10 protein-coding genes are annotated in these 12438 nt (G+C 63.7%); 7 read left to right on the forward strand and 3 right to left on the reverse strand.

The features are described 5' to 3' along the window. Nucleotides 1–274 precede the first annotated feature (274 nt). Nucleotides 275–1522, reverse strand: a complete 1248-nt coding sequence (locus tag U5A57_RS11370) for an MFS transporter (RefSeq protein ID WP_321910840.1) — start codon at nt 1520–1522, stop codon at nt 275–277. Between the two features lie 106 nt (nt 1523–1628). Here U5A57_RS11370 and U5A57_RS11375 point away from each other — a divergent pair, with 106 nt between their 5' ends. Further along, nucleotides 1629–2510 (forward strand): LysR substrate-binding domain-containing protein, encoded by an 882-nt coding sequence (locus U5A57_RS11375; RefSeq protein ID WP_321910842.1) that lies wholly within the window; start codon nt 1629–1631, stop codon nt 2508–2510. A 480-nt stretch (nt 2511–2990) separates the two neighbouring features. Next, nucleotides 2991–3386, forward strand: a complete 396-nt coding sequence (locus tag U5A57_RS11380) for a BON domain-containing protein (RefSeq protein WP_321910844.1) — start codon at nt 2991–2993, stop codon at nt 3384–3386. Between the two features lie 161 nt (nt 3387–3547). On the opposite strand, the gene U5A57_RS11385 is transcribed toward U5A57_RS11380, so the two are convergent. Then, nucleotides 3548–4501 (reverse strand): LysR family transcriptional regulator, encoded by a 954-nt coding sequence (locus U5A57_RS11385; RefSeq protein WP_321910845.1) that lies wholly within the window; start codon nt 4499–4501, stop codon nt 3548–3550. Nucleotides 4502–4834: 333 nt separating this feature from the next. On the opposite strand from U5A57_RS11385, the gene U5A57_RS11390 reads away from it, so the two are divergent. Continuing rightward, the gene (locus U5A57_RS11390; protein WP_321910847.1) at nt 4835–6361 is read left to right on the forward strand and encodes a CoA-acylating methylmalonate-semialdehyde dehydrogenase; all 1527 of its coding nucleotides are present in this window, start codon (nt 4835–4837) and stop codon (nt 6359–6361) included. Nucleotides 6362–6412: 51 nt separating this feature from the next. Beyond that, nucleotides 6413–7303 (forward strand): 3-hydroxyisobutyrate dehydrogenase, encoded by an 891-nt coding sequence (gene mmsB, locus U5A57_RS11395; protein ID WP_321910848.1) that lies wholly within the window; start codon nt 6413–6415, stop codon nt 7301–7303. A 62-nt stretch (nt 7304–7365) separates the two neighbouring features. Here the strand turns inward: mmsB and U5A57_RS11400 are convergent, their stop codons facing one another. After that, nucleotides 7366–8421, reverse strand: a complete 1056-nt coding sequence (locus U5A57_RS11400; RefSeq protein ID WP_321910851.1) for a phytoene/squalene synthase family protein — start codon at nt 8419–8421, stop codon at nt 7366–7368. Nucleotides 8422–8492: 71 nt separating this feature from the next. On the opposite strand from U5A57_RS11400, the gene U5A57_RS11405 reads away from it, so the two are divergent. From U5A57_RS11405 to bamA, 3 genes are all read left to right on the forward strand, one after another. Continuing rightward, complete coding sequence (locus U5A57_RS11405) at nt 8493–9236, forward strand: hypothetical protein (protein ID WP_321910853.1); 744 nt, start codon at nt 8493–8495, stop codon at nt 9234–9236. A gap of 312 nt (nt 9237–9548) precedes the next feature. Beyond that, a complete protein-coding gene (locus U5A57_RS11410; RefSeq protein WP_028205068.1) occupies nt 9549–9947 on the forward strand; it encodes a hypothetical protein in 399 nt (132 codons plus the stop codon). 135 nt (nt 9948–10082) lie between these two features. Then, nucleotides 10083–12398 (forward strand): outer membrane protein assembly factor BamA, encoded by a 2316-nt coding sequence (gene bamA, locus U5A57_RS11415; RefSeq protein ID WP_321910856.1) that lies wholly within the window; start codon nt 10083–10085, stop codon nt 12396–12398. Nucleotides 12399–12438 lie beyond the last annotated feature (40 nt).

The raw sequence follows: 12438 nt of genomic DNA on the forward strand, positions 1-12438 counted from the left end.
ATCTGGGTGACGAAACGGGGTGCGCAGACTGGCGAGCTTGCGTCGCCGTCGTTGCCGTTGGGTCATTCTTTTCCGTGCGTGCCGATCAGGACAACCAATGAATCGAGATTTGCATTTCTCGACAGAAGCGCTGCATGTGATGGGGAAAGCGAACGGCAGGGCGCCTTCATGATAGTGGCGCGCCGGCCGTGCCGAAGGAAGAAATCGTGCTATCGATGTGAGCAGAAACGCAAAGCCGCATAGCATGCAATGCGGCTTTGCGCGATAGCGCGCCTTATTGCGTTTCGACTGCGTGGCGCGGCGCGGCGGCGCGCCGCGACGGCATGAAATACCACACGGCGCAGAGCACTTGCAGCACGACGAGGACCGCCCACACGGTCTGATGCGCGACCGCCGGGTAGTGGCCGTCGAGTGCCGGCCAGTGCGCGAGCGCGGCGCCGATCGCGATCTGCAGAAAGAAGATGCCGATAAAGATGACGAGCGTGAAAGTGGTGTTCACGCGGCCAATCAGGCGCGGCGGAAAATATTCGGCGAGCACCGCGTAAGTGAGGATGCCGGTGCCGCCGAACGCGCCGTAGGCGGCCCAAAGCAAGGATGCGGGCAGCGGCACACGCGCTGCGAGCAAGGCCTGCACGAGCACGAAAGCGAGCATCGTGACGCCGGAAAAGAGCTGCACGCTTACGCCGCGCCGCTCGAAGCTGCGTGCGAGCGCGCCAAAGCCGATGTTGCCGACAATGAATGCGCCGCCCAGCACGGAAACGAGCGAAGCCGCGCGTGCACCGGCATCGGCGGTGCCGGCCGGCACGACGTCGCGCAGGAACGCGCCGACCCACAGCGACTGCATGGCGTAGAACACGGCCTGGGTCAGCGACGAGAACGTCGCCGTCTTCCAGAACGCATGGCTGCGCAGGATGTGCGCGGTGCCCTTGAACTGTTCGAGCACGCTTGCCTGATGGTGGGTGTCGCGCGTGCGCGGCCCGCCCATCCAGATGATGGCGGCCACGAGCACCGTGAGCGCCGAGAGGCCGAGACTGACCGCGCGCCACGGCGCGATCGAGAGCAGCCACGAGAGCGGCGCGCCCACAGCCACGCCGCCTAGTCCCCCCACAGCCATGACGAGGCCGTTCACGAGCGTGAGCTGCGCGACGGGGAAGTGCTGCGCCGTGGCCTTGAACGCGCCGCCGAGGCACACCGACACGCCCACGCCGATCAGCAACCGGCCCACCATCATCGCGGCCATGTTGTGCGAGACGCCGAAGATTAGCGCGCCCGCCGCGGCCACGAGCATGACGCACGCGGTCACGCGTCGCGGGCCGTAATGGTCGAGCAGCACGCCGCCGGGGATCTGCGCGCCGGCGAAGCCGAGGAAATAGAGGCTCGTGAGCGTGCCGAGATCGGTCGCCGTGAAGCCCATCTCACGCGAAAGAAACGGCGCGAAGCCGAGATTCACGCCGCGAAACAGGTATGAAATGAAATAGCCGAGCGCGAATACGGCGAATACGCGCAGTCTGAGTGAGGTCATGTTTGTGGCGAAAGCGGATTGAATGCCTGGCTGTCGATTATTGGCGATTGACGTACGCGAGGCCAGCGAGAGATTTCAGACGGCATTGTGAGTAGAATTTGACGTCATGGCCCGATCTCTCCCACCATTGCAGGCGCTGCGCGCCCTTGAAGCCGCTGCGCGGCGGCGCAGTTTCAGCCGCGCCGCGGAAGAATTGCATTTGACGCACAGCGCCGTGAGCCATCACCTGCGCGCGCTAGAAACGGAACTGGGCGTCGAGCTGTTCCGCCGCGCGGGCAGCCGCATGATCCCGACGGCCGCGGGCGCGCAGCTGGCGGAGCGCGTGCGCCGCAGTCTCGACGACCTGCGCGACGCGCTCGACGCCACGCGCCCCGGCGTGAGCGGCGTGACGCGACTCGAGTTGAGCGTGATGTCCGACTTCGCCTCCGTCTGGCTGATTCCGCGCCTGGGCGACTTTTACGACCGCCATCCCATGGTCGACCTCTCGCTGCGCATGCATGCCGACGTTACGCCGCCCGACCCGTTTCCCTTCGACGTCGGCATCTGGCATCGGCGGGTGGACGAACCCGGTTTCCAGATCCGCAAGTTGCTGGACGACCAGGTCGTTGCGGTATGCAGTCCGGCTTTGCTCGCGCGCCACCCCGGCTTTCGCATCGAAGATCTCGCGAGCATGCCGCTCCTGCGTTTTTCGCGCCGCTCGTGGCGCGACTTCTTCGAGGCCGCGGGCGTGGCCGGCGACGAACCGGAGCGCGGACCGGTCTTCGACGACGCGGGCCTGCTGCTGCAGGCGACCGTGGCCGGGCAAGGGGCGGCCACGGCGCGCCTGCAACTCGCGCGTGGCTTTATCGAGCGCGGCGAACTGGTGCAGTTGGGACAGGTTCGCATTCCAGCCTCACTCGACTATTACTTCACGTGGCGTGAAGGGCATCCGCGCGAGGCGGCGATCCAGCAGTTCTATCGATGGATAAAGGCGCAATTGGCCGATTGATGTCGGCCCCTGGTATTGCGCAATGGGTATTCGGGTTAACCGCTGTCCGGATTGTCAACGCCGCTTGTGTGATGTGCGTTGCTGTTTGATTAAAGCGGCTCAATCCCGCTCTGGAATACGCGATTAGCGATTGTATTCATATCGCATGCACCAAAGCGGATCACGGCTGAAGGCATTGCAGCGGCGTTTAAAGCGGCAATGAAGCGGCGGTAATGGATCGTAAAGCGGGCGGGTGAAGCCATTTCAATTGCATTGTTGTGTAGTGGCTTCACTATTTGGACAGTCAACGTATTCGTCTGTGGAAAGCAACAGGAAAGTGTGGCGTGGAATCACAGATTGGGCACGCTTCGTGTCAAGAATGAAATAGTTGCGGTATTGTTACTTCCCATCGCCGTTCGGCGCGCGAATGTTTTGTAGTCAATGGTGTAGTTAACGGCCCATTCCTGGGCCTGCAATAAGACTGACAACAGGAGAAACTGCATGAAGGCTATTCAGATGTTCAAGCTGGCCGCAGCCACGGCGCTCGTGGCGGCCTCGTTCCAGGTCTATGCGCAGGACGCTTCGGCGCCTGCCGCAGCGGCCCCCGCCAGCGGTCCGACGGCCGCTGCCCAGCACAACGTCAATCAATCGAAGGCAGCACTGCGTCAGGCACGCGCAGCGAACCGTGCGCTCGGCCGCAAGGTCCGTGCGGCCCTCGCGCGTGACCGGAACATCAGCGTCTCCAACATCACCGTGCGTGCGAAAGACGGCGCCGTCATTCTGCAAGGCACCGTACCCGAGTCGTCGCAAATCCAGCGCGCCGGCGATGTCGCCAAGGGCGTGGAAGGCGTGACGTCGGTGCGTAACGCGCTGACGATCCGCCCGGTTGGGACCTGAGCATCGGCTAGCCGGCGTGTGCCGATCGCGCGTGGAGGCGCGGACGGCGACGCCGGAGCGGATGCATTCAGCTGCTTCCTGAAGGCCGCACATGCAGTCCCTTTCGCGGACTGCATGTGCGGTTTTTTTATTGCCTGTCGAGACTGTAGTGCGAGCCGCGCTTAGGCATCGACGTAATGCATTTCCGGCGATTCGCCCATCAGCAGAGGGCGATTGGCGTCGGCGGCCGCGCGCAGATAGTCCCAGAGCGACGTGATGCGCCGCAGCTTGCGCAGGTCCTCGCGGCTGCACAGCCAGAAGCGCCGCGTCACCACGACTTCGTCGGGCAGGATTGGCACGAGGCGCGGGTCGGGCTCGGCCATGAAGCAAGGCAGGATGGCGAGCGCGCTGCCCTGCAGCGCAGCATGGTATTGCGCAATCACGCTGGTGCTGCACAGGTTGGCGGTCACGTTAGGCGCCGTTCGTTCGAGGTACAGCAGTTCATGGCTGAACGCCAGATCGGCGACATAGCTGATGAAGGCATGATTGCGCAGGTCGGCGGCTGTGCGAACGCGCGGGTGGCGCTCGAGATAGGCGGGCGTGCCGTACAGGCGCAACCGGTAGTCGCACAGCTTCGTGTACACATACTGTCCACGCTCGGGGCGCTCCAGCATGATCGCGAGGTCGGCCTCACGCTTCGAAAGGCTCACGAAATGCGGCACCGGCAACAGGTCGATCGACATGTCGGGATGCTGGCCCGTAAAGCGCGCCAGCTGCGGCGCAAGAAAGAAGCAACCGAAACCTTCCGTCGAGCCCACGCGAACATGGCCCGAAAGCGACTGCGCGCCAAGCGCGAACTGCTCGCTGGCCGATTGCACCGTGGTTTCCACGGCATCCGCATAGGCCAGCAGGCGCTGGCCTTCGGCCGTCAGCACGAAGCCGCCCGAGCGCGATTTATCGAATAGAACCGTGCCTAGCGCCGCCTCCAGCTCACGCACGCGGCGCGCGACCGTGGTGTGGTCGACGCCCAGGCGCTTCGCGGCACCGCTCGCGCGCTGCGTGCGTGCGACTTCCAGGAAGTAGCGCAGATCGTCCCAGTTCAATGTCTCCATGCCGGTCGTTGTGTTTTTTTGCATATCGGATGGGCTTTTTCGTCTCTATGCCGTGGATATTCGAATAACTATACTCGCTGCAGAAGGCGACTGAAACAGACGCGGTCGCACGACAACAAAGACGGAGACAGACGATGCAAACGCAGTCGTTCCCCACGCGCTCGCCGCAGGCGCGCCCGTGTTCAGCAGGACTCTCCTTGACTTCGCCCGGCTCCGTTCCCGGCACGCTCGACATGACCGCATGCGTTTGCGCTGCGTCCTTGCGCGCGTGCTGCGGCTGAAGGTTTCGCGTACTCCGCATATTCCGCTATATCCGGCCACGGCCGGCCCGTTCGAATCCAACAGGGAGAGTTCACGATGAACGCAGTGACCCAGGCATCCAACGCGCACGTTTCGACCGTCAAGCTGCTCATCGACGGCGAATTCGTCGAATCGAAAACGACTGAATGGCGCGATATCGTCAATCCGGCCACGCAGGAAGTGCTGGCGCGCGTGCCGTTCGCGACCGTCGAGGAAGTGGACCAGGCCGTGAAGGCCGCGCATGCCGCGTTCGCCACGTGGAAGACCACGCCGGTCGGCACGCGTTTGCGCATCATGCTCAAACTGCAGGCGCTGATTCGCGAGCACATGCCGCGCATCGCGCAAACGCTCACCGCCGAACAGGGCAAGACGCTGCCCGACGCCGAGGGCGATATTTTCCGCGGCCTCGAAGTGGTCGAGCACGCGTGCTCGATCGGCACGCTGCAGCAAGGTGGTTTCGCCGAGAACGTGGCGGGTGGCGTGGACACCTACACGTTGCAGCAGCCGCTAGGCGTATGCGCCGGCATCACGCCCTTCAACTTCCCCGCGATGATTCCGCTATGGATGTTCCCGATGGCGATCGTTTGCGGCAATACGTTCGTGCTCAAGCCTTCGGAGCAGGACCCGCTTTCGACCATGCAGCTCGTCGAACTCGCGATCGAAGCGGGCATTCCGAAGGGCGTGCTCAACGTCGTGCACGGCGGCAAGGAAGTCGTCGATGCGATCTGCACGCACGAACTCGTGAAGGCGATTTCGTTCGTCGGCTCGACGGCCGTGGGTACGCACGTCTATCGTCTGGGCAGCGAGCACGGCAAGCGCGTGCAATCGATGATGGGCGCGAAGAATCACGCTGTCGTGCTGCCCGATGCGAATCGCGAGCAGGCGCTCAATGCACTGGTCGGCGCGGCGTTCGGCGCGGCGGGCCAGCGCTGCATGGCGACCTCGGTGGCCGTGTTCGTGGGCGCGGCGCAGCAATGGGTGGACGAACTGGTGGAAAAGGCGAAGACCCTCAAGGTCAACGCGGGCCATGAGCCCAAGACCGACGTCGGGCCGGTCGTGTCGCGCGCCGCGAAAACGCGCATTCTCGGCCTGATCGACGCGGGCGTGAAGCAGGGCGCGACGCTCGCACTGGACGGCCGCGACGTGAAGGTGCCGGGCTACGAGAGCGGCAACTTCGTCGGGCCCACGGTGTTCACGAACGTGAAGACCGACATGGACATCTACACGAACGAGATTTTCGGGCCCGTGCTCGTAGTGCTCACGGCGAAGACGCTCGACGAAGCGATCGCCATCGTCAACGCGAATCCGTTCGGCAACGGCGTGGGCCTGTTCACGCAAAGCGGCGCGGCGGCGCGCAAGTTCCAGAGCGAGATCGACATTGGCCAGGTGGGCATCAATATTCCGATTCCGGTGCCGGTGCCGTATTTCAGCTTCACGGGCTCGCGCGGCTCGAAGCTCGGCGACCTGGGCCCGTATGGCAAGCAGGTCGTGCAGTTCTACACGCAAACCAAGACGGTCACCGCACGCTGGTTCGACGACGCGACCGTGAGCGATGGCGTGAACACGACGATCAGCCTGCGCTGATACGCCGCCCGGCATCAACACGGAGTACTGAACAATAACGGAGACAGGCTCATGAAAATCGGATTTGTCGGGCTGGGCCACATGGGCGCGCCGATGGCGCTCAACCTGCTCAAGGCGGGGCATGCGGTAGCCGTGTTCGACCTGAGTGCGAGCGCGATGCAAACGCTCGCCGAAGCTGGCGCGCAGAAGGCCGCATCGGCGAAGGCAGCGGTAAGCGGCGCGGAGTGCGTCATCACGATGCTGCCCGCGGCGGCGCACGTGCGCAGCGTGCTTACGGCGGAGGACGGTGTGCTGGCGGGTATCGCGAAGGGCGTGACGATCATCGATTCGAGCACGATCGATCCGGCGAGCGTCAAGGAGTTCGCGAAGCTCGCCGCCGCGCAGGGGAACGCGTTTGTCGATGCGCCAGTCTCGGGCGGCACGGGCGGTGCGGCCGCAGGCACGCTGACCTTCATGGTGGGCGGCAGCGCCGAGCACTATGAGAGCGTGAAGCCGGTGCTTTCGGGCATGGGCAAGAACATTGTCCATTGCGGCGAGACCGGCACGGGGCAGGTGGCGAAGATCTGCAACAACCTCGTGCTCGGCATCACGATGGCCGGCGTGGCCGAAGCGATGGCGCTCGGCGAGGCGCTCGGCATCGACCCGAAAGTGCTAGGCGGGATCATGAACACGTCCACGGGCCGCTGCTGGAGTTCGGACACGTACAACCCGTACCCGGGCGTGATCGAGACGGCGCCTTCCTCGCGCGGCTACACGGGCGGTTTCGGCACGGACCTCATGCTCAAGGACCTGGGTCTGGCCACCGACGCCGCAAAAGGCGTGCATCAACCCGCGTATATGGGTGCGCTCGCGCAGCAGCTCTATCAGGCCATGAGCAGCCACGGCGACGGCAAGCTCGACTTCTCGGCGATCATCAAGCTGTATCGCGCCGACAAAGGCTGAGTCACGTCGTTTCGAGTCGCGAAAGGCGCGCTGCGAAGCGCGCCTTTTTTACGCCCGTATCGTCAGCGCTTGATACGCGCTTCGACACGCGCAAAGAGCCGCTTGAACCAGACGCCGAGCAGCGCATTCGAAGGCGCGAGCGCGGTGGAGCAGGCGAGAATGCGATAGACGTCGTTGCGCGTGACCTTCGAGGTCTTCGCGGGATCGAGCCAGTCGTCGTTGTCGACGAGGCGCTCGAGCGTTTCGAGGCCGATGAGAATGGGCCACAGGCACGCGAGCCGCAGGCGCACCGAAAGGCGCGGCAGCGCGAACGTATAGTCGATGGCCGCGCGAAAATGGTCGAGCGCGATGCGCACGAGTTCGAGCATGATCGGCCGCGCGTGCGCCGAGGCGCCGGGCTTGAGCAGGTCCTGCGCGGTGAGCCCGGCCTGGGCCAGCATCGAAGCGGGCAGATAGCAGCGGCCGATGCGCAGATCCTTGCCGCAGTCGCGCAGCACGTTCACCATCTGCAAGGCCTTGCCGAAGCGAATGCCGCGCGCGTACATGGTGGGTTCCAGCGAGGGCGCAAGGGCGCCCGGCAAGTGCATGTACGTCATCTTCGTCCAGAACTCGCCCACGCAGCCTGCCACGAGATACGTGTAGCGATCGAGTTCGTCCCACGTGTTCAGCGCGGCCACCTGGCCCGAGCGCTCGTCGGGGAACGTGCGCAGATCGAATTCCATGCCTTCGGTGAGCGTCGTGACGATCTCGCGCACGGCCCGGCGATCGGCGTCGTCGAGTTGCGCGAGCACGTCGAGCGCGCCGCCCAGCGATTCGAGCAGCAGCTTCTCGTCCGATTGCGTTTGCTGGCCCGCCACTTCGCCCGCGAGATCGGCGAGCAGGGTGTCATCGTTCGTCGCGCCGTTCACGCGTTCGCGCAGCGCGAGCAGCAGGGCGAGCCGCCGCTCGGGCGGAATCAGCGCGGTATCGGCGATGGTGTCGGCGGCGCGCGCGAGCAGATAGGCTTCGCCCACGGGGTCGCGCATGCCGGCGGGCAGCACGCGCATCGTGAGGTAGAACGAACGGGAAACGCCTTTGAGCAACGGGCCCAACAGGAAGGCCCGGGTAGAATTCTGCATGTCGGATAGGGGCAGCAAGGGACGGATCGGACGCAGCGGCATTGTATCGTGGACGAAGGAGACAAGGCCCGATGAGCCCCGAACGCGCGTTTTATGACCTCCAGGTGCGCTTCGCGCGCACGGCGGCGCGCCTCGCCGGTATGCCGCTCGCGGCGGCGTTGCTCGACTGCACGAACCTTTACGTGCGCTTTGGCGCGGGGCGGGCTTTCGATCGCACGCATCCCCTTTGGGCAGCTTACGTGCATGGCCTCGATGAGTGCGCAAGCGTGAGCGAGCAGTGCGAGTGGACGTGGCGCTATTTGCAGCGCTGCCCGACGCATCAGGCGGCGCCTGCGGTCGTCGCGACGGTTGGCTGCTTCTCGTGCGCGCGTGAACCGCACGGCGGAGTGCGTCTGCACTTCAACGCTCAAACGGATAACGGCATGTCGCCGCTCGATTCCCGGCAACGCGCCGCACGGTACGTTGAGTTGCGGGCGTTAATTGGGCACCTGCGCAGCCATCTCGGCGAAAGCGGTTGCGCGCCGGGCGATGTGCTCATTCATGGCACGTCCTGGCTCTACAACGTGCCTGCCTACCGGCGGCTTTTTCCTGCGGCCTATGTGGCGAGCGCGCAGCCTGTGGCGCGCCTGCGTGCACTTTCGCTTTGGGGCCAATTTCTCGACCGTCACGGCGGCGTGCGCAACGACGCGGCCGCGATGCTGCTCGAGCGTGTCGACCGAGTTAGCACATTTGCCAATTTGTTGTCTTGCTTTCCCTTACAGGCGCTCGCGGTGCATGCGAGCTTTGCAGCGTTTCAGGATTATTTTGATAAGTGACGGCATGCGGTCGTCGCGAAGCGGGCCACGCTGCGCGCGGTAAAACGCCTGTTTGCCTATCGAAAGCGAACGTAATCGCTACGGTTACCAAAAATTTTTCAAGATAACCGCGGCGTCGTGCAGTCGAGAGCAGATTGAAAGCCGCTATACGCACGAAGGGGGTTGGCCTCGCGCGGAAATGGGTGCGCGCGAAACGAACTCAACGAGGTCCATGCAATATTGATGAAAGTAATTCCTGTAATCACAAGGTAACGCGCATGCCGCGCCCAACGCACTAGACTCCGCCGATGCTTTCGAAACGGAGCGTCGCTCATGCCCTCGTCCCCGGCTCTTGCCATTCATTCCCTGCGCGATTTCGAGCTGACTGCGGACGGCCAGTACCTGATGGTGAACGGCAATCAGCCGGACAGCGTCGCATTGCATTGCTCGGTGATGCATGAACTGCTCGCCGCACTTTCCAACGCGATTGGCCGCTCCGAGCGCATTCGCCACAAAACCGCGAGCGTGAAATTCACCATGCCTTGCGAGGCCTGGGAGGTCGGCCGCGAGTCGGGCGACGTGCAGCATCTCGTCGTGAGCTTTCGCTTGCCCGGGGGCGCCGAACTGTCGTTCCGTCTGCAGCCTGCGCAAGCCGTGCACATGACCGAGGTGCTCTCGCTCGCAACGGGGCTCGCGAAGATGCGCCTGCCTGGCCGCGCGAGCATGCAATAGGCGCGGCGCAGGCCCGGTTTGCCGCACTCGTTGTACACCCTGCATCCGTGGATGCCGGCCGCGCGCGTCTCGCGCCGGTCATGGAGCATTCGGCACTTTCACGGCTCTTTCGTTGCTTCACATTCGACCTCCCGCATGACGGCATCAACTACCACGGCGCGCTATGCACGCGCACTGACTCTCGCCGGCTTCGGCATCGGCGTGACTGCTGCGGCGCACGCCACCGAGCCCTTCGTGGTCCAGGACATCCGCATCGACGGGCTCACGCGCATCGAACCGGGCACCGTATTCGCCTATCTGCCGATCAAGCAGGGCGAGACCTTCACGGACGACAAAGCCTCCGACGCCATTCGCGCGCTCTACGCGACGAGCCTCTTCAGCGACGTGCGCATCTCTGCGCAAGGCGGCACGGTGATCGTGCAGGTGCAGGAGCGTCCCGCTATCGGCACGATCGATTTCGCGGGCATCAAGGAGTTCGATAAGGATAACTTGACGAAGGCGCTCAAGTCGGTCGGGCTCTCGCCGGGCCAGAGCTACGACAAGGCGCTCGTGGACAAGGCGGAGCAGGAGCTCAAGCGCCAGTACCTCACGCGCGGCTACTACGCGGCAGAGGTCACGACCACGGTCACGCCGATCGACCGCAATCGCGTCGGCCTGCTGTTTTCCGTGGTCGAAGGGCCGAGCGCGAAGATCCGCCAGATCAACTTCATCGGCAACAAGACGTTCAGCGACAGCACGCTGCTCGATGAAATGCAGCTCTCCACGCCGAACTGGTTCTCGTGGTACACGAAGAACGACCTGTACTCGAAGGAAAAGCTCACGGGCGACCTCGACAATGTGCGCTCGTACTATCTGGACCGTGGCTATCTGGAGTTCAATATCGATTCGACGCAGGTCTCGCTGTCGCCCGACAAGAAGGACATGTACCTCACGATCGGGATTCACGAGGGCGAGCCTTACACGATTTCGAGCGTCAAGATGGCCGGCAATCTGCTCGACCGCGAGGCGGAGTTGAGCAAGCTCGTCGGTGTCAAGCCGGGGCAGCGTTTTTCGGCGCAAAAGCTCAAGGACACGACCAAGGCGATCGTCGACAAGCTCGGCGAATATGGCTACGCATTTGCGACCGTGAACGCGTTGCCCGAAATCGACCAGAAAGACCACACAGTCGCGCTCACGCTGCAGGTGGACCCGAGCCGCCGTGTGTATGTGCGCCGCGTGAACGTCACCGGCAATACACGCACGCGCGACGAAGTCGTGCGCCGCGAAATGCGCCAGCTCGAAAGCTCGTGGTTCGATTCGAACCGTCTCGCGCTTTCGAAGGACCGCATCAACCGCCTTGGCTACTTTACCGACGTGGACGTGACCACGGTGCCGGTGGAAGGCACGCAGGACGAAGTCGACGTGAACGTGAAAGTGACCGAGAAGCCCACCGGCACGCTTTCGCTGGGCCTCGGCTATGGCTCTGGCGAAGGGCCGATCATCTCGGCGGGTATTTCGCAGGACAACGTGTTCGGCTCCGGCAACAGCCTTTCGCTGAACGTGAATACGGCCACGACGTACCGCACGCTTTCGGTCACGCAGGTCGATCCGTATTTCACGGTGGACGGCATCAAGCGCATTACCGATGTCTACTACCGCACGACCGAGCCGCTTTACTACTCGAGCACGAACGACACGAGCTTTCGCATCGTCTCGTACGGTGCGGACATGAAGTTCGGCATTCCGTTCTCCGAGACCGACATGGTGTATTTCGGCCTCGGCATCGAGCAGGACCGCCTCGACGTCGATTCCAGCACGCCGCAGACCTATATCGACTACGTGAACGATTTCGGCCGCGTTTCGAACACGGTGCCGCTCACCGTGGGCTGGTCACGCGACAACCGCGACAGCGCGCTGGTGCCGAGCCGCGGCTACTACGCGCAGGCCAATGCCGAATACGGCACGCCGGCCGGCACGCAGTACTACAAGGGCGATGCGCAAATGCAGTACTACTACTCATTCGCGCGCGGCTTCGTGCTGGGGCTGAACTTCCAGGGCGGCTACGGCAACGGCCTGGGCGGCAAACCGTATCCGATCTTCAAGAACTACTATGCGGGCGGTATCGGGTCGGTGCGCGGCTACGAGTCGGGCTCGCTCGGCCCGCGCGACACCACGACGAACGACCCGATCGGCGGCTCGAAGATGGTGGTCGGCAATATCGAGCTGACGTTCCCGCTGCCCGGCACGGGCTATGACCGCACGCTGCGCGTCTTCACGTTCGTGGACGGCGGTAACGTGTGGGGCACGGAAGGCAGCAGCACCGGCGCGAACGGTCTGCGTTACAGCTATGGCGCGGGCCTCGAATGGATCTCGCCGATCGGGCCGCTCAAGCTCGATCTGGGCTTTCCTATCGTCAAGCATGCTGGCGATCAGTACCAGAAGTTCCAGTTCCAGATTGGTACGTCGTTTTAATTGTATGGTTGTTTGGTCGTGCCTCGCGCTTTGGCTTTTT

Source organism: Paraburkholderia sp. J11-2 (genome assembly GCF_905220185.1).
Taxonomy (GTDB): domain Bacteria; phylum Pseudomonadota; class Gammaproteobacteria; order Burkholderiales; family Burkholderiaceae; genus Paraburkholderia.